This window comes from Paenibacillus tyrphae (assembly GCF_000722545.1).
GTDB lineage: Bacteria > Bacillota > Bacilli > Paenibacillales > NBRC-103111 > Paenibacillus_G > Paenibacillus_G tyrfis.
This window is the reverse complement of sequence record NZ_JNVM01000024.1, coordinates 1-22,046: the sequence shown is the minus strand read 5'-3', so window position 1 is coordinate 22,046 and position 22,046 is coordinate 1. Positions and strand designations below refer to the sequence as shown.

At 48.2% G+C, this 22,046-nt stretch carries 21 protein-coding genes and 3 pseudogenes; 18 read left to right on the top strand and 6 right to left on the bottom strand.

What is annotated here, in order from left to right:
- Positions 1–25: 25 nt before the first annotated feature.
- Entirely contained in the window at positions 26–928 is a 903-nt protein-coding gene (locus tag ET33_RS26190) for an AraC family transcriptional regulator (protein ID WP_036689165.1), read from the top strand.
- 128 nt (positions 929–1,056) lie between these two features.
- Here ET33_RS26190 and ET33_RS26185 read toward each other — a convergent pair whose 3' ends face one another.
- Positions 1,057–2,058 (bottom strand): NAD-dependent epimerase/dehydratase family protein, encoded by a 1,002-nt coding sequence (locus ET33_RS26185; RefSeq protein WP_036689164.1) that lies wholly within the window; start codon positions 2,056–2,058, stop codon positions 1,057–1,059.
- A 235-nt stretch (positions 2,059–2,293) separates the two neighbouring features.
- Here ET33_RS26185 and ET33_RS36685 point away from each other — a divergent pair, with 235 nt between their 5' ends.
- The 3 genes from ET33_RS36685 (at position 2,294) to ET33_RS26170 (ending at position 5,248) form a co-directional block, all read left to right on the top strand.
- Positions 2,294–3,256, top strand: a complete 963-nt coding sequence (locus ET33_RS36685; RefSeq protein ID WP_161783570.1) for a helix-turn-helix transcriptional regulator — start codon at positions 2,294–2,296, stop codon at positions 3,254–3,256.
- Between the two features lie 250 nt (positions 3,257–3,506).
- Complete coding sequence (locus ET33_RS26175) at positions 3,507–4,682, top strand: MFS transporter (RefSeq protein ID WP_051775625.1); 1,176 nt, start codon at positions 3,507–3,509, stop codon at positions 4,680–4,682.
- Positions 4,683–4,816: 134 nt separating this feature from the next.
- Positions 4,817–5,248 (top strand): hypothetical protein, encoded by a 432-nt coding sequence (locus ET33_RS26170; RefSeq protein ID WP_152570707.1) that lies wholly within the window; start codon positions 4,817–4,819, stop codon positions 5,246–5,248.
- On the opposite strand, the pseudogene ET33_RS37780 reads toward ET33_RS26170, so the two are convergent.
- Together ET33_RS37780 and ET33_RS40685 are read right to left on the bottom strand one after the other, a co-directional pair.
- Positions 5,223–5,498: pseudogene (locus tag ET33_RS37780) on the bottom strand (DUF4158 domain-containing protein); the annotation flags it as partial. The gene ET33_RS26170 and the pseudogene ET33_RS37780 sit on opposite strands and share 26 nt — an antisense overlap.
- Positions 5,499–5,654: 156 nt before the next feature.
- A pseudogene (locus ET33_RS40685) lies at positions 5,655–5,780 on the bottom strand (hypothetical protein); the annotation flags it as partial.
- Between the two features lie 200 nt (positions 5,781–5,980).
- Between ET33_RS40685 and ET33_RS26165 the strand changes: the two are divergent.
- The 9 genes and pseudogenes from ET33_RS26165 to ET33_RS26130 all read left to right on the top strand — a co-directional run bounded on the left by ET33_RS26165 (position 5,981) and on the right by ET33_RS26130 (position 15,073).
- Positions 5,981–6,784: a succinylglutamate desuccinylase/aspartoacylase domain-containing protein gene (locus ET33_RS26165; protein ID WP_081890502.1), complete on the top strand. Its 804-nt coding sequence runs from the start codon at positions 5,981–5,983 to the stop codon at positions 6,782–6,784.
- Between the two features lie 164 nt (positions 6,785–6,948).
- Entirely contained in the window at positions 6,949–7,356 is a 408-nt protein-coding gene (locus tag ET33_RS39945; protein ID WP_235206821.1) for a hypothetical protein, read from the top strand.
- A gap of 249 nt (positions 7,357–7,605) precedes the next feature.
- The gene (locus ET33_RS39940; RefSeq protein ID WP_327204070.1) at positions 7,606–8,058 is read left to right on the top strand and encodes a glycosyltransferase; all 453 of its coding nucleotides are present in this window, start codon (positions 7,606–7,608) and stop codon (positions 8,056–8,058) included.
- Positions 8,059–8,584: 526 nt separating this feature from the next.
- The gene (locus ET33_RS26155) at positions 8,585–9,724 is read left to right on the top strand and encodes an MFS transporter (RefSeq protein ID WP_051775623.1); all 1,140 of its coding nucleotides are present in this window, start codon (positions 8,585–8,587) and stop codon (positions 9,722–9,724) included.
- 400 nt (positions 9,725–10,124) lie between these two features.
- Positions 10,125–10,388, top strand: a pseudogene (locus tag ET33_RS40460) (ABC transporter ATP-binding protein); the annotation flags it as partial.
- Positions 10,389–10,769: 381 nt separating this feature from the next.
- Positions 10,770–11,735 (top strand): helix-turn-helix transcriptional regulator, encoded by a 966-nt coding sequence (locus ET33_RS26145; RefSeq protein WP_036689159.1) that lies wholly within the window; start codon positions 10,770–10,772, stop codon positions 11,733–11,735.
- A gap of 140 nt (positions 11,736–11,875) precedes the next feature.
- Complete coding sequence (locus ET33_RS26140) at positions 11,876–12,475, top strand: ECF transporter S component (RefSeq protein WP_051775621.1); 600 nt, start codon at positions 11,876–11,878, stop codon at positions 12,473–12,475.
- Positions 12,476–12,485: 10 nt separating this feature from the next.
- Positions 12,486–14,255 carry an ABC transporter ATP-binding protein gene (locus ET33_RS26135; protein WP_051775619.1) on the top strand — a complete coding sequence of 590 codons (1,770 nt, stop codon included), beginning with the start codon at positions 12,486–12,488 and terminating at the stop codon, positions 14,253–14,255.
- On the top strand, positions 14,252–15,073 hold the full coding sequence (locus ET33_RS26130) for an energy-coupling factor transporter transmembrane component T family protein (RefSeq protein ID WP_036689158.1): 822 nt from the start codon (positions 14,252–14,254) through the stop codon (positions 15,071–15,073). Before ET33_RS26135 ends, ET33_RS26130 begins: the two co-directional genes overlap by 4 nt.
- A 514-nt stretch (positions 15,074–15,587) precedes the next feature.
- Here the strand turns inward: ET33_RS26130 and ET33_RS26125 are convergent.
- On the bottom strand, positions 15,588–15,782 hold the full coding sequence (locus ET33_RS26125) for a YgaP family membrane protein (RefSeq protein ID WP_036689157.1): 195 nt from the start codon (positions 15,780–15,782) through the stop codon (positions 15,588–15,590).
- A 277-nt stretch (positions 15,783–16,059) separates the two neighbouring features.
- On the opposite strand from ET33_RS26125, the gene ET33_RS26120 reads away from it, so the two are divergent.
- The 5 genes from ET33_RS26120 to ET33_RS39020 all read left to right on the top strand — a co-directional run bounded on the left by ET33_RS26120 (position 16,060) and on the right by ET33_RS39020 (position 20,956).
- Complete coding sequence (locus tag ET33_RS26120; RefSeq protein WP_036689156.1) at positions 16,060–17,601, top strand: FAD-dependent oxidoreductase; 1,542 nt, start codon at positions 16,060–16,062, stop codon at positions 17,599–17,601.
- A gap of 51 nt (positions 17,602–17,652) precedes the next feature.
- Positions 17,653–18,810, top strand: coding sequence for a type III polyketide synthase (locus ET33_RS26115; protein ID WP_036689531.1), 1,158 nt, complete (start codon positions 17,653–17,655; stop codon positions 18,808–18,810).
- Positions 18,803–19,516 (top strand): methyltransferase domain-containing protein, encoded by a 714-nt coding sequence (locus ET33_RS26110; protein ID WP_036689154.1) that lies wholly within the window; start codon positions 18,803–18,805, stop codon positions 19,514–19,516. The genes ET33_RS26115 and ET33_RS26110 overlap by 8 nt, the downstream gene beginning before the upstream one ends.
- Before the next feature lie 28 nt (positions 19,517–19,544).
- Positions 19,545–20,681, top strand: a complete 1,137-nt coding sequence (locus ET33_RS26105; protein ID WP_036689150.1) for an NAD(P)/FAD-dependent oxidoreductase — start codon at positions 19,545–19,547, stop codon at positions 20,679–20,681.
- Between the two features lie 119 nt (positions 20,682–20,800).
- Positions 20,801–20,956, top strand: a complete 156-nt coding sequence (locus ET33_RS39020) for a ferritin family protein (RefSeq protein WP_161783568.1) — start codon at positions 20,801–20,803, stop codon at positions 20,954–20,956.
- 304 nt (positions 20,957–21,260) lie between these two features.
- Here ET33_RS39020 and ET33_RS26100 read toward each other — a convergent pair whose 3' ends face one another.
- Entirely contained in the window at positions 21,261–21,692 is a 432-nt protein-coding gene (locus ET33_RS26100) for an EamA family transporter (RefSeq protein ID WP_051775617.1), read from the bottom strand.
- Positions 21,693–21,741: 49 nt separating this feature from the next.
- The gene (locus tag ET33_RS26095; protein ID WP_036689147.1) at positions 21,742–21,948 is read right to left on the bottom strand and encodes a helix-turn-helix domain-containing protein; all 207 of its coding nucleotides are present in this window, start codon (positions 21,946–21,948) and stop codon (positions 21,742–21,744) included.
- Positions 21,949–22,046 lie beyond the last annotated feature (98 nt).

Genomic DNA, 22,046 nt, shown 5'->3' with positions numbered 1-22,046 from the left:
TGGCCAGAAGGGAGACGGCGCCGGTATGGACCGTTTATTCCATTTTCCTAATATGACACAGACGCTGCAGGTGACCGGCTGTCACTTCGGCATCAAGCCGCCGGGTTGGCGATACCCGCGGCATCATCATCATTTGTATGAGCTGATCTGCTGCCTGGAAGGCGAATCGGTGCATGAAATTAACCGGAATTCCTTGACGCTTCGTCAAGGGGATTGGTTGCTGATCAAATCGGGCATCCGTCACGAGTCCGCAGCAGCCGCAAGCTCATATTACCGGTTCTTCAACGTGCATTTCGACTTGGACGATGCGGAGGTGCGGAGCGTGCTCGGGATTGCGCCTTACGCCCATATTCCGTCCGAATCTGCGAGCCGCGGGAAGCTTACGTTCTACGTACAGGAATTGGAAGAAATGATGCGGCAGTACGCAGCTCCCGATACGCATGGAGACACGTCTTGGCGCGAGGAGCTGAATCCCCGGTTCGAGGACCGGCTGCTGCTGCAATCTTATACGTTACTCATCGTCCGGGATGTGCTTGCGTTAATCCGGGAGCGGGATGCTTACGCCGGACAAGTCTCGTCCAAGGAGGCTACTTTATTTGCCATCGATGTGGCTCATGCGATCGAAGAGCGGCTGGCCGGCAGCTTTCATGAAGAGGCGACGATTTCCGCCGTGGCGGAGGAGCTTCACCTGAGCCGCAGCCAATGCTCGAAGCTGTTCTCCAAGGTGTACGGCTTGTCGCCCAAACAGTACGTCAGCCGAAGAAGGCTGAGTCTGGCGAAGGAGCTGCTGGTGACGACGAACCTGCCGATGACGGAGATCGCCGAACGGCTCGGATTTCAATCCGCGAGCCATTTCTCCCGGCAATTCCGCCGGTGGACCGGCCAAGCCCCGAGCGATTACAAGCCGAAGCACGACGGCTGCTCATAACTCCGCGGCCGTGGTACGCGTGCTTTTCCACTGCACGCGGCCGCGGCGCACGGGAGTGGTCCGGCGATCTTGTCGGCACTATGTCTGCCTTCCGAACGAGTTATTCTCAATTTTGTAAGCGTTTCAATTCATTTTGGCCCGAAAGAAGCGGCATCCCTGCTATGCCACAGGCGGAGCAGCTCCGTCTCGCGGGCCGGGTCCAGTCCGGCTTTGCGCTTCTCCTCCGACTGGCGGCTTCGATCCCATGCAAGGGTGTCGCGAACCGTGTCGATTAACGGCCTGGTTGTCAGCCCCGAAGCAAAAGCCTTCGTATTGTCCATGGCGAACAAGCCGATCAAGCTGTCGCTTTGCAGCCAGAGAGGGAGCTCGATCCATTCCCCAACCTGCTGCTCTCTCAAGAACGGTTCGGTGACCCAGGTGAACTCGGCTGGCCGGCTGCTGAACCGGGAACAAGCGTCAACAAGCTGCTCCATCGTAGAGTCGCTGCCGCTGGCATGAAACGTGCCGACCGTCTGCTTTTCGACCAAGTCGATAATCCACGCGGCGAGGTCTCTCGCATCGATCACCTGAACACGCCCTTCTTTCGGCGGCACGAGCACTTCTCCCCCTTGGGCGATCCGATGGGGCCAGTACGTAAAGCGGTCCGAATAATCGTATGGGCCGACGATCAGACCGGGCCGGATGTGCAGCGCTCTGCCGGGCATGGCGTCTTCGACCGCTTTCTCGCAAAGCGCTTTGAGCGCGCCGTAATGCTGCGTCACGTCCTCGGTGCTCTCATCGGAAAGAGTTGCGACAGGAGCGTCTTCCTTTACATGTAACCGCTTTAAATCCTCATACACGGATACGGATGAAATGAACGTATAATGTCCTACGCGTTCCTTCAGCAGTTCGACCGAGGAACGCACGACGCGGGGAACAAAGCCGCACGTATCGATCACCGCGTCCCACGTCCTGCCCTGCAGCAGCTCAAGCTCGCTTTCCCGGTCCCCGATAAGGTGCTCCGCTTCGGGAAACACGTCTTGACCGTGCCGGTTGCGATGAAAGAGTGTCAACGTGTGCCCTCGATCCAGCGCCGTCTCTGCCAAAGCCCTCCCTAGAAACCGGGTACCGCCCAAGATTAACAGGTTCATGAAGCCACCACCCATTTAAAATTTTATATTTACGTAAAAATATTTTATTACGTTGTATGTTGGTTGTCAATTTATAAAATCGGCGAATTATTTGAAAGCCACCCGACCTCTGGGGACACCCTCTTTTTTCGTCTATTTTCAAAGCTTTGTTTTATGATTGAAAATCATTATCAATTAGAAATATAATAAAGTAAAATCACTTGATCCCTAGATTGTGCGAGAGAGGGCGATGATCATGAGCTCCACTGTTTTTAATAGAACATTTTGCGGACTGTTGGAGCGTATGCATCTTCCCAGTGCCAATACAGGAGTGGAAAGAATCCAATTTCCTGAAACGGTCGGTCAGGGAACGATTGAACGAATTCGGCTTCATAGCGGAATGGAAATTCATATATGGGACTTTCAACTGCGGGAAGCAGATGATGTTGAAATCACTTCTCCGGTTTCTTTTATAGATTTGAATTTTCTGCTTCACGGCCATATTGATTATTGTATTGACGGAGTATCTCAACATGCCATAGAAAACTTTAGTCAGCTATCGTTCAGAAACCAAGCGAAGAAAATTAAATATATCGCCGGAGTGCAGATGACTTTTCTGAAAATTAGAGTACCGCCTCCAAGGTTCGATGAATTTATGCAGCAAATATATTCTGATCGGAGTCTGGACTTCGGGCCCGTTGACGAGATGTTCGGCGGATCCTATTGTCAAGAAGCGCTCGACCCCGCCATACAGGTTATCTTATGGCAAATGATGAGATGCCCCTATCCGAAAGGACTAAGAAATATGTACATGGAGGCCAAGGTGACGGAGCTTCTTTCGATATATTTTTGGCAGCTGATTCGTCCGTCGGTTTGCAACTCGCAGGGGAAGGCATCCGTTCTGCGCGGGGACGACGAAGAAAAAATTCACGCAGCCGGGCAGCTGCTGCTTCAAAATATGGAGAATCCTCCATCACTCATTGAAATAGCAAGGCATGTCGGCTTAAATGACTTCAAACTGAAAGCCGGATTTAAGGAGTTGTTCGGTACGACCGTTTTTGGCTACTTGCGCGAGAAAAGATTGGAAAAAGCGTTTTACCTGCTGCAGCAAGGTCAATTGAATATTTCCGAGGTGGCGTATTCGGTAGGCTATTCAAACCCGGGGTACTTCGCTTCCGCTTTTAAAGAAAAGTACGGTTTAAAGCCGAGCCAATTATAAAATCAAATCAGGTTATGATGAAAACGGGATGGAGTAGGTCAAAACTACTCCGTCCTTTTTTTGTCGACACCAACAAGAAAAAATCCATCCGGTGACAGAAAAAATCCGCGCAGTGGAAGACACAAAAATGATAAAAATGATAACGTATCGAAGAGGAGGACACAAATGCGTTGAATCCGGGCTGACGCTCGAAAGGCATTTGGAAGTATGGATGCAGAATTGAAAAAGTCAATGGAAGGTGATGCTTTCTATGAAAAAAATGCTGATTTTATATGTGCTTGGGCTAAGTTCGTTTCTAGCCTCGTTATCGCAAACGATTATTACACCGATCTTGCCCGATATGGTCAATCAATTAAATACATCGTACTACTGGATAAACATGAGCATCTCCATTTTTATGTTCATCTCGGCGATGATGCAAATCGTGTATGGTCCTCTGGTTGACAATAAGGGACGCCGTAAAATTGCGATTCCAACGATGATCTTATTTATTATCGCCTCGATCGGCTGCGCTTTTTCCATGAACGTTTACATGCTGTTGTTATTTAGGGCTTTACAAGCTGTTGGAATTGCCGCGACATCGGTGGTGGCGGCGACCGTTATCGGCGATTTGTTCGAAGGCAGTGTGCGGGGAAAAGCGATGGGAACGTACCAGATGTTTTTGGCTCTAGGTCCTATTATTGGCCCTACGCTCGGCGGTATCATTGGCGGTTATGTCGGAGTCTTTATTCTTTTGGCTGCAATGGGTCTTGCATTAGTGTTGGCAACCGCGCGTTTTCTGCCCGAAACAAGGCCTGAAGGAGCGGTGGGTAAACGGTTCGGCGTTCGCAGTTTTGTGAAAATTATGGGAAATCGCACAGGATCGGCAATGCTGTTGATCGGGTTTACGCAATATTTTGCTTTTTATAATTTCCTTGTCTTTTTGCCGAATATTTTAAATTACAATTATGGTCTCGACTCCAAGCAAATCGGCTTTGTCTTTTTGCCAATGTCTGTGTTGTTGATGTTCGGCAGTTTCTTAGGGGGGCGAATTCAAACGAAGATCGCGCCGCGCAAAAGTCTGATTATCGCATGCTTGTGGAATCTAATGATGGTCATTGGTTTTATTTGTCTTGCTTCGGTCTCATTAACCTTACTCATGATAACGACTGCCCTCTACGGGCTGACTGCGGGCATCTCGATGCCGATGCAAACTACCATTTTGGCTGAGGAATTTGTTCTTGACCGGGCGACGGCCGTTGGGGTGTATAATTTCATCCGTTTTGTAGGAATGGCTTTAGGACCCGTCGTTGGGGGATTGTTGTACTCCGATGGCAGCTTTGGCTGGTTGTTTGGATTATCTGCACTTCTGTTCGGCATGGGCATATGGTTTGGAGGAACGAAATTGAAAACTAGGAATCTGTCCGACGGATTGAATTTGGAATAATTACCCAGCGGCTGACTCATATAGGAAGGACGAGACCGGACGGCCATCCATTGTGCTGGGCAGAAAATATTACAATTTCTATACCGGGCAGAGGCTCGGTTATTTGGTTGTTTATATTCGGGAACGAGCGCTCTATGACCTCTATAAAAATATGGTTTTCTCCGCTTTGGGGCAACTCCATGCTGCTGTCGGAAGGCCAGTACGTACTCTCGGCACCGGACGCGTCGCTGGCCGGAACGACGATTTACGATCCCGAACTGTTCGAGGTTGGCGAAGACGGCTACAAGCTGACCCGGCTGAAGGGAAATCCGGCCATTATTTTCAATTATCATTTGACCGGCGGCGTTCAGAATAACGGTCTGGATTGGCGCATCGTCAGCATTGTGTCGCAGAAGGAATTGTTCAAGCAGTTGAACCGCATCAAACAATATGCCTATGTGCTGCAAACGTTGCTGATTGGCGCCGGATTCGCCGTCTCGTGGTACGTGTCCAGGCGGATCATCAATCCGGTCAACCGGCTTGTCCGCACGATCCACAAGTATACGTCTTGCTGCTTTCCGGCATAGGGGATAGAATTCGATCCAATTTTTCGATCTGCTCCGGAGTAAGAGACGAAATAAGCAGCTTAGATATTTTCTCCTCTGCACGCTGGCGGGCTTCCCATACTACACGTTCATGCGTTGTCATGGCGGGTAAAATGATTTTCTGCTTGCGCAGCTCCTCGATTGCCGCTCGGAGCAAATAGATGGCATTCCCGTTTTCTAACGTACATTTCAATATGATTTGGGAGATTGACCGGTATTCCCGAAGTGTAAAAATTACAGTTCAGAGCTAAATCTGGGTACCACCCCGTTACGACAGGAAGCGGTAGTTCAAATAAACAGCAGCAGTCTGTGGCTTTAAAGTCCTAGTCCGCCGCTGTTTTCTTTTCTAGTCAATCTAATTCTTATTTTTTTGTGGACTGACGATTTTTTAAACCATGCCCCTTAAGTCCAAACGCTTGCCGCCGGTTCCATCATTAGGCTTGACATAAACCATCTCGTAATGTTCAAGCATTTTTCTTAGAACAAATTTGTTGAACATGTTCGTTTTTGGAACGTTGCTTGCAAGTCCGGTCGTGTACGAGCGATCTACTCACATTAAATTTCGGTGCAAACCCTCCTATGAGACAACCTCCTCTCCGCAATGTTTCATCACAATATAGATTTATGTACCTTGGATCGCTTCGGACTGGGTTAAAATCTATTGTCAAAAAGGAAGTTGAATTGTATTTTTAAAATCATCTGGAGGTGATTTTAATGGAATTTAAAAAGCGCTTGTTGGCAATGGGCACCAAGCTTGAAACTCCTTATTACGTCATTAATGGAAGCACAAAAGGACAAACCGTTATGATAACTGCTGGAGTTCACGGGAAAGAAATTGCCAGTATTCGCGCAGCAGAATCACTTGTAGACTCGCTTAAGAAAACCAGGATCCGGATCGAATGCGGGACATTGATTATTGTTCCGCTTGTCAATCGACCAGCTTACAAGCGGCGCATCAGAGGCATTCCCGATTTGAACCGGACATTTCCGCGAACATTTAAAGATAAGGCGCGCCACCCGCTGTCAGCCGCATTATTTCAATTAGCAAAGCAATACCAGCCATCATGGTATGTTGATCTGCATGAAGCCGACGGCTTGTCCAAAATAAACCCAAAAGTTTTGGGACAGACATTGATAGCTAATCCCAAAAGTGCAGCAATACCTGCAATTAAACGAATTGTTGCACACTTGAATCGCTCTATTGTCCCCAAATCAAGACAGTTTACGTTGCGGTTACGGAATTTATCAGGTTCAGGACGCCAAGCCGCATATCACTTATTGAAAGCGAAAGCAGTTACTGTAGAGACATGCTGGAGCCTGCCCATGTCCACCCGTGTAAACTTTCAAATGAAAATACTGGAGAGCATTTTAGTCGAAGCGAAGTTGATTAAGGGTGGAAGTATCAACGCTAAAATCCCTTGGTTTTACGATTATACCGTTAATCGTGACAGGTCGTTTTTTTCGAAAATTCCACATTTGAGTTATTTTGGCGATAATCAGCTACGATACTTAATTTAATACATGCTGAATCAAGAAACGATAGTCGCTGGGTATTGAAATGCCTTTGGATGATGGCGCACCTAGAAGGTGTGGTTAATGCAAGGTCATAGCCCACACCCTTGTATATAACAAAAAGTATCATAGCATGGTACAGAGGTGACCAAAATAAAGGGTGTGATGCGATGGCTAACATAGAGGTCGTCTGGAGGGGCCCTGTAAAACGTGCCTTGGGTATCGGGACCGCGAGCAGGGAATATGTATCTGCTTTAAGAAGACAAGGCGTAAACGTCAAGGTGGACAACAACAGCTTCGGATATATGAAAAAAGGCATTTTGAAAAAAAGAAGAGTGTTAATCTATCATCAGTTGCCCAGAAAATTAAATATAGCGCAGGAGCGTAAACGGTTTGATCGCATTATTTTAAATACCGTTTGGGAAACGACCCGTATTCCTCGAAGTTGGTTCCCGAATATCAATAAATTTGATGCAGTATGTGTACCGACCAAACAAAATAAAACGGCTCTGCAGCAAAGTGTGCGTCAAGGTGCCTATTTTTATTGTTCCACATGGAGTCCATATCAAAAAGTTTAACCCAAACAATAAAAAATACCCATTGCCAATTGCCAAGGGACGCTTTGTATTCGTTTCTGTATTCGGCTTTCAGCACCGGAAAAATCCTGAAACATTGCTAAGGGCTTATTGGGAACTGTTCTCAAAACACGATAAAGTGCTGCTCGTCATCAAAACGAACGGGTATTTGCGAAACGAAACCGGACAATGGATTCGAAACCAGATAGAGAGCTATAAGAAAAGGCTCGGAATCCGTAAAAAACAGCACCAATTGTCGTCATCACCAAACACATGAATTCCAATCAAATAAAGGGCATCTACACGCTCGGAAATGTATTTGTTCTCCCTACAAGAGGCGAAGGCGTAGGACTGCCTTTTATGGAGTCACTAGCCAGTGAGGTTCCAGTCATTACTACGGGCTGGGGCGGGCATATGGATTTTTTAAGTCAAAAAAATTCCTTTTTCATCAAATATAAGCTTCAAAGTCCGCTTGTCAGCATGAACAGCAGGCACGCGATTGCACGAAAATTTCGTTATTTATTTTCTGGGAAGAGACAACGGTGGGCAGAGCCATCTTTATCCAGCTTAAAAAGCCTGATGAGATTGGCGTATCGTCATCCTGAGTTATGCAAAAAGAAAGGCCGGCAGGGACGCCTGAACATGAAAAAATTTTCGTGGAACCGAGCCGGAGCCGCTTTGAAAAAAGTTCTGGAAATGAAATAAACAAACTACTATGTTTTTTGCAGAAAGAGCCTGACTTATTGAAGGTTTTGGTAATTTTTACCTTGATAGATGGACACGAAGAAGACCTCTCGCCGCATTAATTATTTGCAGATGTTCACTTGACGGTTTTAAATTATGAGTTGGACTTTGAACCTGAGCATGACCAAGTAATTCTCGTAAAATCGCTACGTCGACTCCGTGTTTATGTAATCCAGTGGCATAGGTATGCCTCAGCATTTGGATCGAGCTCGGGGCAGAGGTGGGGAGAAACGGCAGTCTGTTTGTCGTTGCGGGTATGTCGCCATTTTGAAACTGGACGCAAAAGTCGATGCGAAGGAAGGCACTTGCATTTACGCGTCCTTCATTATAGAATCGACGAAGATGATAATCATTATCAATTATTTTTTTCAAACATCTGATATTCGTTCAAAAATATGAAAGTGATGCAATTTGAAAGGAACGCTGTATTGAAAAGGATATTGCCTTTTGCAGCGAATTACAGGAATTCATGAGAAGATATGTGCTTTTGTTACAAGGGCTTTCAACAGGTGTTCGGCGATTTGTAGCTAGCGAAGCGCTATTTGGTCTGGGCGTAGGCTTGTTCAGTCTTGTGTTGAATTTGCATTTGCTTTTCAAGGGAGTCAGCGAGGAGCAGATTGGGCAGATTACTTCGGTTAGCACGCTAGTTGCAGGTATCATCGCAATTCCAGGAGGTTTGCTTGCTGGCAAATTGGGCCGAAAAAAAGTGCTGGTCGCGGGAATATCCCTGATGGCTGCCGGTTATGCGATGTTTGCCGCCAGTACTGCATTGTGGTTGTTTTATGCAGCCCAAGCCTTACAGTCGATCGGCTTTACATTGATCATTACAAGTGAAACGCAGCTGCTCTTCCATTATTGCCATTCGAAGAGGGAGGAAACGCAGGCATATAGTTTATTAATGGCCGTGTTTATGCTATTTAGCGTCTTCGGCACTTTACTTGGCGGTTATCTGTCTCGCTCTGCCGCGGAAGTTTCAACTGGATATGAACTTCAGTTGTGGCTTGCTACGCTCGCCATTGCACTGCTTGCCATTGTACGGGGAAGGCTACTACCTGCGGAAAAACATGATAGTGACAAGAGAGAAGCTGCTGTAGAAGCCCCTAACACGACTACTTTTTTTACAAAGAAGGAATTTCGGAGTCGTTACTTGAAAAGCGGGCTTCCAAGCAAACAAGTGTGGTTCCTTTCGGGATTTGTTTTGTTATCCGGCTTGATGACATCAGTGACGCTCCCTTTTTTGAATGTCATTGTGAAATTCCGGCTCGATTGGAGTGACGAGTCGGTTTCTATGTTGCTTGCGGCGAACGGACTTATTTTATTCGTCGGTTCCTTGATGGTTCCATCTATCGTAACACGCTTCGGTACTTCCAAGGCTTATCTGATTTTATTCGGGGTCAATATCCTCTTTGCGTTGGTTTTGTTCGCAGCGCTGCCGGCGAGTATGTTCGCGTTGATGCTGTTATTGCGGGGCGGCATGTTTACCATGCTCAATAATTTGATCGAAAGCCACTCCATGTCTATGGTTGCAGAGCCGCAAAGAAATCTGTTTGCCGGCATTAGATCCGTTCTGCTTCTTATTGGGCTGGATACATTTTGCTCGGCAAGGATTACCGGTTGCCTTTCCTGATCACAGCAGTTGTTCTCATGTTTGGTGGCGCCTACTTTTGGTATATTGTGAGGCCAATGCTGCAAGAGGGAAGCGAGGAAAGAACAGCTTTACATTAAATGATTTTAAGGGGCTGGAGGCTTCATGTTTCGGCATTCCAAATGTCCGAATAGGCTATAGAAAGAATCGCATGGAAGGCGGCAGTGTAGGAGGCATCATGGAAGAGTCAGCGTTTGAACAATTTCATCAAAGCTATCGAAATCAGCGGGGGTTCGTTCCGGAAACGACTTCCGACTCATCGGCAATGGGTGCAATGGCTCTTTCTGCTCATGTGGGAAAAGGCCATTTCACGAGTCAGAAGATTCGTCCGGGCCTGAGGTTGAGTACGGCGGATTGGCACGTGTACAACAAGAGGATCGATGTGCTGCTCGACGAAGCGACCGCCTCGCTCGATCCGGAAAATGAGACCGCAGTGCAGCAGGCCATCAATGAATTGGTAGCCAATAAAACGGTCATCATCATTGCGCATCACCTGAAGACGATCCAAAATGCGGACAAGATCCTTGTGCTTGAGTAGGGACAACTCGCTGAATCCGGTACTCACAGCGAACTATGTGAAAAAGAGGGACTCTATGCGAATTTATGGAGTTTGCAGCAAGATTCCTATGGATGGCAAGTCAAATAAATGAATGAGGATGAGGAATAAGGCCAATAAGGTTTTCCAGTAATCATGAGGCTTTTTGTCTAACAGAATTCGGCGCGATACCGTGAGCTGCTGTCCACATTCTATCTGTGGACTATGCAATTGTTCCAAGTTGACCTATAACGCACCCAATTTAACATTTGTTGAATAGGGTGTTTTTTTGTCTCTGCCCGACCCGGTTTGCTCTAATGATACGGCAAGATGTGGGGTGCCTTCGGGTCCGTTCAATTGGCTCACCCGTAAGATAATCATTAATTGACAATGATAATCAATTTCATTTAAAGTGAATGAAAGCATGTTTTGTTTAAGGCCTAAACAAAACAATCCGAGTAGCTGTAGAATGGATTGCCTAGAGGGTGGAATATGAAAAAGCAAACGATCTCCAACCCATTTACCGAAAACTTTACCCGGATTTCAGATTCTTTGTGTGGCTCAGGCCATGTGAAAGAACAAACGGAGAGCATTGCTTACCTTTCCCCATTTTGGGGAACCGGCTGTCATCGCCGTGTTTGCTTACGGGAAGGGTTGGAGCTTGATTACAGCGAAATGCTTCTTGGGCGACGGCTATCGATAGAAAGTACCGTTCGCCGGCCGATGTTGGAGTTGGCGCTTAACATCGATAGCGGTGCGGACTGGTTCGTTGACGGCCATAAGACTGAGTTTCCTTCCAGGGGCGGTAACGCGCACCTGGTTTACATGAATCAGGTCAAATATTATGCAGATCTGCCCGAAAACAAGCAGTTGACGCATCTGGAGCTGCGATTCGATCCCGTTCTGTGGAATGAATTTCTTCATGACCTGAAAATACGGCCAGAGCAAAGATTTGTTTGCATGGAAGCGCCGATCAGCCCTGCGATGCGTGCTGTGGCCCAGCAGTTAGCCTGCAATCCTTATCGGGGTATGACCGAACGGTTGTATATGGAAGGAAAGGCACTCGAATTGCTTGCTCTGTATCTCCGGGCAGCAGAAGCAGTAACAAAGCCGTCTTCTTGCCTGAAACCTTGTGATGTGAAGTGCATCCACGAAGCAAGGGATATTTTAATACACAGGCTGGACCATCCGCCAAGCTTGGTTCAATTGGCACGGATGGTACATATCAACGAGCAGAAGCTGAAAAGCGGGTTCAAGGAAGTATTTGGCACGACAGTGTTCGGATTCATTCGTCAGCAACGGCTTGAGAAGGCGAAGCAGTTGCTGGAAATGGATAAAATTAGTGTAAGCGAAGCGTCCTCGTTGGTCGGTTACAGCAATTTCAGCCATTTCGCGTCTCTATTTCGCAAAACGTATGGCTTCAATCCAAGCTTATATGGAAAAAACAATAACCTGTAATCCGGTTTATGCAGCGTTCCGATAAAGGGACGTTGTTTTTTATTTCGCATTCTCCTTCCAGCGGCAGCAATTCTCCGGCAATTGGCGGTGTACGGTTTTCGTTCGTTCTATGCTGTATATAGAACAGGAGGAGATGAAGGATGATTCTTACAAATAATAGCGCGGGGGGACGACGGCATCGATGGACAACGAAGGATATGCTGGTCGCTGGTCTTCTCGGCGTTGTCTTTTCGATTGTAATAATCGGAGCGAACTACTTGTATATGGTGGCGACGTCATTGGTCGGTCCAGTATATTCTCGTGCGCTCATCGGTGTCTACATGATGCCGGGGATGATGGCCCTTTATATGATTCGCAAGCCCGGAATAGGCTTTGCAGCGGAAGTTATAGCCGGGTTTATCATGATGCCGTTTACTTCTTATGGATGGATGATGGTGTTCGGACAGTTGGTAAACGGCATCGCTTGCGAGTTGCCTTATGCCTGCTTCCGTTACCGGAAATATAGCACAGGCTTTATGCTGGCTGCAGGAGCCGTTACAGGGGCACTTGGTGTTCTAAGCGAATATCCGCTGGCAGGCTATGCGGCGCTTGCTCCAAGCGTGCAGATTGGTATGTTCATTATAACGGCGGCAAGCTGCATGGCGGCTGCATGGTTGATCCGGCTGCTGTCGGACGCTTTGATGAGGACCGGTTTGCTGGCGGACTACCGCAATCATCGACCGACCGGCATGAACCGGTGAGGCCACGCCGATGAATATGATTGAGGTGGAGGGCGTGACATTTCGTTACGATGGCGACGCGGCACCGGTTTTACGTGGGGCTACGCTGACTGTGCGGCAAGGTGAAACGGTGCTGCTGCTCGGTGCATCGGGATCGGGTAAAAGTACGCTCGCGCTAACCTTAAACGGCTTAATCCCGCATGCGGTACGCGGCGAGTTCGGCGGTCAGGTGCGGGTAGGGGGGCTTGATACGAAGACTACCGCTGTTGCAGAGCTCGCCTGTCATGTCGGGATGGTGTTCCAGGATCCGGAATCTCAGCTAGTAACATTCACCGTAGAGGAAGAAGTTGTATTCGGGCTGGAAAACTTGCGGCTCGCTCCCGAATTGATGGAGCGGCGAATGGTGGAAGCGCTGCGATCAGTCGGACTGCTGCACCTGCGCAAGCAGAAAGTTGAACGGTTATCCGGCGGGCAGAAGCAGCGGCTGGCCATCGCTTCCGTGCTTGCGATGCGGCCACGCGTCCTTGTTTTCGACGAACCGACGGCGCAGTTGGATCCAGCGGGCCGGGCGGAGGTATTCGATATCATCGGCAAGCTGAGCCGAAGTGGCGAATATACGATCGTGCTCATCGAACATCATCTTGATGAGTGCGTCGCGCTGGCAGATCGCGTAGTAGTTCTGGGCGCAGGAGGCGTCACGCTTTGTGAAGGAAGCCCCCGCAATGTTTTTCGGGATCATTACGAGCGGCTTTGGGAGGAAGGCATATGGCTGCCAAGCTCAGTTCGGCTGTGCCGGGAGCTTGGACTCTCCGAAGTTGCATTGACGGTAGAGGAAATGGCACAATTGCTGCTTGACGAGTTTCATGCAGGTTCGAGAATTACCGCGCCGTATGACTATCATGCGGTAGCTGCCCCGCCGATACAGCCGCAAATGCAGAGGAAACGAGTATCGATGCCGGCTTTGGAAGTCAGACCCGAGACGCTTGCTCGTTCTGCAGCCGGCGCGTTTCTGCGACCGTTTGCACTTACTGTACCTGCCGGCGGTTTTTTCGCCATCGTCGGAGAGAATGGCGCAGGCAAAACAACCTTTGCCCTGCACCTCATCCGTATGTTGCCGATCTGCAAAGGTGTCTTGTTTTTGTCAGGTCGCGAAGCGGCTGGACTTTCTACTGAAGAACTGGTGCGCGAAGCGGGGTTTGTCTTTCAAAATCCCGAACATCAGTTCGTCACGGATTGTGTAGAGAAGGAATTGAGCGCAGGGATGAAGGGAGCTGCTATGGCCGAGGAAGAAGTTGGGATACGGGCTGCGGCGTTAATGCGGCGCTTCGGATTAGAGGCATGCGCTGCAAAAAGTCCTTATCAATTGAGCCAAGGCCAGAAGCGCAGATTAAGCGTTGCCACCATGTTGGCAACAGAACGTAAGATACTTCTGCTCGACGAACCGACATTCGGGCAGGATCGGAAAAATGCCGAGGAAATGATGAGGATGTTGCAACGGCTTCAGAGCGAGGGGGTTACGATCATTCTCATTACGCACGATCTCTCTCTGGTTGCGGAATATGCCGATCACGTCGCTGTTTTGTCACAAGGACACGTTCGTTTTCAAGGCTCGCCCGGCGAGTTGTTCCAACGAACGGAACAGCTTGCCGAAGCAGGGCTGCGGCTTCCTCCGGCAGCTGCGCTGGCTGAACAGTTGGCACATCATTATCCCCAGTTTAGAGGAGTCTCCACCTATACGGATCTGTTGAGAGTATGTACCTGTTTAGGGATATATGCAACGAGGAGGCGTAGCCAAGCATGAGCAATCACGCCGATGCCGACGCATCTTGTCTCCACAGTCTCAATCCTTTGGCTAAGCTGATCGCAACATGTCCGGTCACCTTTTTTCTTACTTTGACGACCAATATATGGACGCCGATCGTTTTTATTATTTTCTCGTCTGCCCTGACCTTGTTGTTTGGCCGAATCTCGCCGCTTCGGTATGCCAAGATGCTTGTGTTGCTGCTGCCGTTTGTGGCCGGGTTCATACTGACTTATTCGTTTATGATCGGCGGGAATGGTGCGGTTATAACCGATCCGCTGCTTACTGCCGGTGCGCTCTCGGCCCGTGAATCGGGCGCTTTATTTGGCCTTGCCACAGGGCTGCGGCTGCTTTCGCTTTATACACTGATGCTCTTATTTACTTTGACGACGGATTCATCCGAGTTTGTGAGAGCGCTTGTTCAGCAGTGGCGGTTGAATGACCGTTTCGGGTACGTCATCCTCGCGGTGATGCGCTTTATACCGGATATGCGGCGCCAGTATTTAGCCATTCGATGGGCACGTAAAGTAAGAGGATTGTCGCAAAAAAAAGGGCTGCTGCCAATTGGCGAACGAGTGAGCGGCAGCATGCTTCCGCTTCTGGCCTCTGCCGTACGACAAGCGGAGCGGGCTTCTCTGTCGATGGAGGCAAGAGCGTTTGGCGCATTTCCAAGGCGAACTTATTATCGTAAAATGACGTTTCGGATGGCTGATTGGTTATTTGTGGCAGCTTTTTGGTTGTTATCCGGGCTTTGGATAGGGTTACTTGATCAGTATGGCTTGCTCGGCACGATTTCTTTTTTAAAGATGTTTGCGTGATTGAATAAGAAGTCTTTCTATCACGTTGTGGTTTGTCTGGGTGGCCATCGTTTCGCGCGCGACGCGGTGGGAGATAAACCCCATTAGAAAACGATACGCAAATTTAAGAAAATCCGTTAAGCGTTAAAAATGGTCCATAGGCATATAGCGGCGTTTGAGGGATGGCATCCCATACTTTCAGGTTTCCCGGCATTCACAATGCCGGGCCTGCCTTACGGCGGGTAACGGGTGCAGGAAGTAATACTCCCTGCGTTTCCCCTTTAGAGGACCGAAGGGGGGATCATTTTTTAGCTCGTAGGCAAAAACAATTCGCTGCTTGGCAATCTGAAGAGAGAACCGAATAGTTTTCTTGCTTAATTTAGTTAGGGAATTACGAAATCTTGCTCTCGAAGAAAATAAAGAAATGGTTTTGTGTCATGGAGATATTTGGGGAACCTCGACAAATGAAAGTTCCCCTAATTACTAGATAAAAATCAACATTTAAATTTAACAAAGCCTAATTTTTTGTTATTTTTCAGTGTATATTTTCAACTTGGCAATTCTGAATTCCCAGGAGAGCATTCGCTGGGCAATAACGGGTTGCACCAGTAATGATTGGAGCTAATCCGATTATTCCCCACCAATTTTTGTAATACAGCCCCATCAACACAATCGTGACCCCAATTGAAATTCTAAACACCTGCTCCGTTTTCCCAACGTTACAATTCATTTTTAAACCTCCCTAATAATAGTTTGGTTTGCTGTTATAACAAAGTTATTTCATGCTCTTGTGACCAGCTATTTTTCCACTTTTTTATCGAAGCAAATTTGAACGTTCGTTACTTCATATTTATCTTGCCCTCGATTACAAAAATTTAAATGTATGACTGAGTATTAAAAATTGGTTGTTCAATAATGTGAAGACTTAAATGAACTAAAAGAAACAACAGAATAAACTCGAATTAATTTGGATATATTATGCAAAAATAGTAGCAAGGAGAAACGAATTGAAAAAACAATATTTTCACGAATCGAAGATTCCTGACTTTCCGGAATCATATTGGCTCGCCTCAACAACGCTGCCTGATTTTACTAAGCTTACGCAAGATGTAAAGGTGGATGCAGCCATAGTGGGAGCAGGAATCACAGGAATCTTAACGGCTTATCTGCTCTCAAAGAAAGGACTCAAGGTTGCCTTAGTGGAAGCCGGACATCTACTTTCAGGGACAACAAAACACACTACAGCCAAAATTACGGCACAGCATGATTTGATTTATAGTGAATTGCTCTCTCACTTTGGCAAGGAAAAAGCAATAATGTACTACGATGCTAATCGGGAAGCCATGGAATTTATCAAAAAAATGGTTCGGGAGCAAGAAATCCTGTGCGACTTAATGGAGGAGGACGCATACATATATACCTCCTCTAATGCCTATGTGAGTAAGCTGACGTCTGAAATTCAAGCTTATGAAGCTTTGGGAATACCCGGCACCTATGTGGAACAAACTTTGCTGCCTTTTTCCGTCGAAGGAGCTATCGTAATGCCTAAGCAAGCTCACTTTCATCCTGCAGCTTTTATAGTGCATATGGTGAAAGAAGTAATTCGACTCGGAGGGGACATTTACGAAAACACGACTGCGATCAGCGCAGATCCGGGGACAACGATTTCGTTGACCACCTCGGAAGGTTATAAAATCACCGCTGATTATATCGTGTCGTGTTCGCATTTTCCTTTCTATGATGGGGGAGGGTTCTACTTTTCCAGGCTGCACGCGGAACGGTCGTATGTCTTACTTGCTGAAACGGAAAAAGCATATCCTCAAGGAATGTACCTAAGCGCGGAGGAGCCCAAACGTTCGCTTCGGCCGATTACAGTCGATGGAAAGCGGATGGTTTTGATTGGCGGAGAAAGCCACAAAACGGGACAGGGGATCTGCACAATCAAGCACTATGAGGCGTTGCAGCAGTTCGGCGAAGAAACCTTCGGATTGAAAGAAATCCACTATCGTTGGTCGGCCCAGGATCTGATTTCACTGGATAAGATCCCCTATGTCGGTCCAATTGCTTCCGATAAACCTAATATTTTGGTTGCCACCGGGTACAAAAAATGGGGCATGACATCAAGCGTGGCAGCGGCCTTGTTGAACTCAAGGCTGATCTTAGGCGAAGATACCCTGTATAGCGAGCTTTTCACCCCATCCAGGTTTCATACGGACCCCGATATTAAAACGTTCCTGATCCAAAATGCTGATGCAGCCGGACATTTCATCGCCGGCAAGTTGGAGATGGTCCACCAAACGACGGAGGAGCTGCAGAATGACGAAGGGGCCGTTGTCCGGGTTCATGGTAAACGTGCGGGCGCTTACCGGGATCCCCAAGGAAAGCTTCACGTGGTAGATACTACCTGTACGCATATGGGATGTGAAGTTGAGTGGAATGCCGGTGAGAGGACATGGGACTGCCCCTGCCACGGATCAAGATTCTCCTACGAGGGAGACGTATTGGAGGGGCCAGCGGCGAAGTCTTTGAGAAGGATCGAGTCCTACTAAGTTCTCCAAATAAGTGATTACATTATAAAGGGATGAAGCTAAAAGATGGAAATGGAACCCTTCACATCAGATGTCGCTATCCTTGGAATCGGTACGGCCGTTCCTGCCTATCGGTTGGACCAACTCGAGGTGTTGGAAAGATTGACCGATGCACTAAAAGAACATTCCGACTCCATGCGATGGTCGAAGCGAATCTTTAAACAGTGCGGGGTGGAAACCCGTTATACTTGCGAGCCGGACCTGCTGAGTCCGGCTGCCGAATGTCGCTATTTTCCTTCAGATTCTCTGGAAAATGTACCTTCAACGAAGGAACGTATGGAGCGGTATAAGAGGGAGTCCGTCCCTTTGGCGTTGGAGTCGTCGAAAAAAGCCCTGGAGGATAGCCATACGGCCGTGTCGGATATTACGCATTTGATCACGGTGAGCTGTACGGGACAATTTCTTCCTGGAATGGATGTGGATTTGACTATGCGTCTCGGTTTGTCGCCGAATATCCAGCGAATGCCGCTGCAATTTCTTGGTTGTGCGGCCGGGTTGAAGGCGGTCAGCCTAGCGAGACAGATCGTGGCGGGCATGCCTTCAGCAAATGTATTGATTGTTTGTGTGGAACTCTGTACGCTACATATTCAGCCCTCCAGCCAAAGGGAGGCGTTGTTTGGCGCTTCGTTCTTCGGGGATGGTGCATCCGCTTGCGTTGTAGGCAGAGCCCGTCCTGAGCATAAGAAAGTTTTTCGGCTGGGTAAAGGGAATACAGTCCTTCTACCCGATTCCACCGATGAGATGGTATGGGAAGTCGGCAATTACGGGTTCGACTTATTTTTGTCGCCGAATATTCCTAAGCTGTTGGGCCGATACGTCCCAGCAGAGATTGAGCAAATTTTCAACGGGAAGACCTTGCCGGAGCTATGGGCCATTCATCCCGGAGGGCGAGGTATCATAGATACATTGCAAGATTTGTTCGCATTATCGGAGGAGCAAACCCGTCCTAGCCGAAATACGCTTCGTAATTACGGAAATGTATCCTCGGCTACTATCTTATTCGTTCTTGATGAATACAGACGCGAGCTGACGCCCGCGAGAACGGATACCCATCCCATATGCGGCATCGCCTTAGCTTTTGGCCCTGGACTCACCGCGGAGCTGATCGAAGTGGATTATTTTCCGAACGGGATCCCATTAGGAGCAGGCGTAGGGATATCCTATGTTTAATCGGTTGAAGCATCGTACCGCTGAGCCGGAGCTGATGGATGATTTGTCCATAGGAGGGCCCGAGCTCCGTGAAGCGTTGAGGCATCTTCGCAGGCTGAATCGGATATTTCACGCTGCACTGCCCATACTTTACGGAGTGTCCCAACTATGGATACAAGCGAATAAACCCAAAAGCTTCTCTATACTTGATGTCGGCTGCGGATCAGGCGATGTGAACCGCCGTTTACTCAAATGGGCTGATTCCAACCGGATCGATTTGGCGATCACTTTGGTTGATATTACGGAAGAAGCCTGTGAGGAGGCAAAAAGGATTTTCTATCATGAGCCTCGAGTACAGGTAATGCGCGGCAATTTGTTTGAACTTCCGGAAAAAACTGCAGACATTGTGACTGGGACACAGTTCCTGCATCATTTTACGGATGGAGAGCTTCCTCAAACTGTAAGTAGCATGCTTAAAGCATCCCGGTGGGGTATAGTGATTAACGATATCCATCGGAATTGGATTCCTTGGGTAGCCGTCTGGCTTACTTCGAGAATCGTTTCGAGAAACCGGTATATCCGGCATGACGGACCGCTCTCTGTGGCCAAAGGCTTTCAATCCTCCGATTGGCAGCACCTTCGTCAAAGCCTAGGAATTACTCGTTTCACTTATTCATGGATACCGTTATTCCGGTATGCTGTCGTCATTGGAAAGGATAGGCTGTAACTTCATTTGTCATATGGAGCTGAAGATTATGCAATCGATTCGGGATATGGCAGTGATTGGCGCGGGAATCGCTGGGAGCAGTATAGCAAAGGCTCTTGCCGATCGGGGTTGGGACGTCATTCTGATTGACGGGAATCGTTTTCCCCGTCATAAAGTCTGTGGCGAGTTTTTATCGCCGGAATCCCAAGTCATGCTGCGTTCTTTGGGTTTTCAAGAAACTGTTGAATCGCTTCAGCCTGCAAAGATTCACCAGGCACGCATTATCATGAGTAAAGGTGATACCTTAGACATTCCCCTTCCGGGCACCGCCCTAGGGATAAGCCGGTTTGCCTTGGATACAGCACTCCATCAATCGGTGATAGGGTCCGGTGTTGAATTGATCACTGGGCAAAAGGTCGCCTCTGTGACCCCCGCAGACCATGGGTATATAATTGAAACGCGACATGGCGGAAAAGAGTTTTCTTTCCATTCAAGAGCGGTAATTGCTGCTTGGGGAGGCAAAGGGGTACCAAAGGTTTTGGGTCAAAGATCTCCCGATTCAAGGTATATCGGTGTAAAATCCCATTATACAGGCATTAATTTAGGGCCGGTTGTGGAGCTTTATTTTTTCCCGGGCGGCTACTTGGGCCTCTCTCCCGTTGAGGGCGGTATGGTGAATATTGCAGCCTTGCTGAAGAAGAATACATTCCTAAACAAGGAAAAAACAGTTATCGACTGGATCTACGCCGCGGGACGAAGAAATCCGAAGCTTAAGGCTATACTAGACAAAGCCGTTCCGGTTCCCGGGACGCAAGCTGCTGTAGCACCCGTCCATCTGAATCACATTTGGTCCGCATGGGATCGGTTCCCGCTTGTAGGGGACGCGGCCGTTATGGTTCCTCCTCTCTGTGGAGACGGAATGTCCATGGCGCTGCGTTCAGCCTGCTTATGCACACCGCTTGCTGACCTTTATCTGCGAGGCGAGAGCACCGTTAACCGATGGAAATGGGAATACACTCGTTCCCTTAAGCGTGAGTTCAATGGTCCCTTGCGTTGGGGCCTTTTACTGCAATGGTTGTTCTCCTTGCCGGTATTTCCCAGGTTGATGCTGAGTATAGCGCAATCCTTCCCCGTATTGCCAGCTTCTTTAATTCGAGCAACCCGCTTGAGAGAAGGCGACCTGTAAGCGGTTCTAGACCGGTTTTGCATGGATCTGGTCGTTCTCTTGCTTCCACTTGGGTAATACACCCTCAGTCTAATTGCGACATAAACTAGGAATAAATTAGGTTGAGGGGTGAACTTGCAATGAATTACAGCACTTATTCGTATCCTGCTGACGTTACTCTTATCACCGAAATTGAAAAAGCAATCAACGGTGAATGCAGTGCCATTACTTGCTATGAACAATTAGCAAAGCACGCACCGAGTGAAGAAGCAAGAGGGTTCACAGAACTGCCGTAGATGAGTAACAAAATCGGCTTCTGTCCGTGTCGCTTGGATGAGCGGCGCAACGATTGCCTGATGTGCCATGACGAATATATTCAGGATCAAAACGTGCAACTTTTCCGGGTTTCATCGGTAATGAAGCATGCACGTCTTCCTTGGCTTGAATACCCGTTTTTTCGTCGGTGCTTAGCACGTGGATACCACATTCGACCGCATTCTTCGCATCATGATACACGTCACAAATCGGTTTTGACCTCGGCTTCGAAATGTTCCGGAACGTCAATTTTGGAATTCAGCCAACACCGGCTTTGGTGAGGCTTTAGATCCGTATCTTTTTAAAAACCGCCGAGCTGCCGCACGGAAATCGGGGCGATGATACCTTGTAAAATGGCTTCTCGAGCAAGAGCGCCAGGCGTCCAATGACTTTAAGGCAGTCCAAACTCTTCCGGTTGTTGACAGGCGAGCCTGAAACCACATTAACATTTCCCAGTTGAAGCGCTCTGAAGTAGAAAATCCAGGAAGCGCCAGTCGTTACTCCTGATAAAATCAGGAAAAGAAGCGATTTAAGGCTGATATCAAGCAGGTTGTACTGAATATTTCCCGCAAATACAATGATCCAGGCAAAAATGACAACAATTCCGGTCCGAAGGGCGGTAGCCAGGTTGGAATCTATTTTTTGAATTCCGATCTTAGCAAGAATAGAAGTGATACCGGCAAACAGCGCCGCACAAGAAGCGTAAATAACCCACATTACAAATCCTCCAAGTAGCCCACATATAAAATCTATTAGAAACGCAAAGTCAAACGACGCCAAAACGGGAGAACAAGCGCCAAACAAGATCCCTGCGGCTGGATACACCCGTTTTGACAAAAATCGATTTGATGTGATCCTGCACGGTATAGGCGGAAATATGCAGCGAAAGCGCGAGCTCCTTGGTGGACATGCCCCTGATGAGCGCATCGAGTATTTGCTTCTCGCGCTCGCTCAGTTCGCAGGCTTCGACCATACGGCGCAGCGTATCTGCCGGTCCGGCTGGCTAGAACGATACGGCAAGCCGAGGACCGTCCGCCGGTCCGTGCAATCAATTGACTTGCGCGAATGGTC

Bases quoted from the DNA above. Each gene is read 5' to 3' on its own strand.
- ET33_RS26165 (WP_081890502.1), top strand. From the start codon at position 5,981: ATGGAATTTAAAAAGCGCTTGTTGGCAATGGGCACCAAGCTTGAAACT.
- ET33_RS26115 (WP_036689531.1), top strand. From the start codon at position 17,653: ATGGAACCCTTCACATCAGATGTCGCTATCCTTGGAATCGGTACGGCC.
- ET33_RS26175 (WP_051775625.1), top strand. From the start codon at position 3,507: ATGAAAAAAATGCTGATTTTATATGTGCTTGGGCTAAGTTCGTTTCTA.
- ET33_RS39945 (WP_235206821.1), top strand. From the start codon at position 6,949: ATGGCTAACATAGAGGTCGTCTGGAGGGGCCCTGTAAAACGTGCCTTG.
- ET33_RS26170 (WP_152570707.1), top strand. From the start codon at position 4,817: ATGACCTCTATAAAAATATGGTTTTCTCCGCTTTGGGGCAACTCCATG.
- ET33_RS36685 (WP_161783570.1), top strand. From the start codon at position 2,294: ATGAGCTCCACTGTTTTTAATAGAACATTTTGCGGACTGTTGGAGCGT.
- ET33_RS26125 (WP_036689157.1), bottom strand. From the start codon at position 15,782: ATGAATTGTAACGTTGGGAAAACGGAGCAGGTGTTTAGAATTTCAATT.
- ET33_RS26095 (WP_036689147.1), bottom strand. From the start codon at position 21,948: ATGGTCGAAGCCTGCGAACTGAGCGAGCGCGAGAAGCAAATACTCGAT.
- ET33_RS26135 (WP_051775619.1), top strand. From the start codon at position 12,486: ATGAATATGATTGAGGTGGAGGGCGTGACATTTCGTTACGATGGCGAC.
- ET33_RS26130 (WP_036689158.1), top strand. From the start codon at position 14,252: ATGAGCAATCACGCCGATGCCGACGCATCTTGTCTCCACAGTCTCAAT.
- ET33_RS39020 (WP_161783568.1), top strand. From the start codon at position 20,801: ATGAATTACAGCACTTATTCGTATCCTGCTGACGTTACTCTTATCACC.
- ET33_RS26140 (WP_051775621.1), top strand. From the start codon at position 11,876: ATGATTCTTACAAATAATAGCGCGGGGGGACGACGGCATCGATGGACA.
- ET33_RS26100 (WP_051775617.1), bottom strand. From the start codon at position 21,692: ATGTGGGTTATTTACGCTTCTTGTGCGGCGCTGTTTGCCGGTATCACT.
- ET33_RS26110 (WP_036689154.1), top strand. From the start codon at position 18,803: ATGTTTAATCGGTTGAAGCATCGTACCGCTGAGCCGGAGCTGATGGAT.
- ET33_RS26105 (WP_036689150.1), top strand. From the start codon at position 19,545: ATGCAATCGATTCGGGATATGGCAGTGATTGGCGCGGGAATCGCTGGG.
- ET33_RS26190 (WP_036689165.1), top strand. From the start codon at position 26: ATGGACCGTTTATTCCATTTTCCTAATATGACACAGACGCTGCAGGTG.
- ET33_RS26185 (WP_036689164.1), bottom strand. From the start codon at position 2,058: ATGAACCTGTTAATCTTGGGCGGTACCCGGTTTCTAGGGAGGGCTTTG.
- ET33_RS26145 (WP_036689159.1), top strand. From the start codon at position 10,770: ATGAAAAAGCAAACGATCTCCAACCCATTTACCGAAAACTTTACCCGG.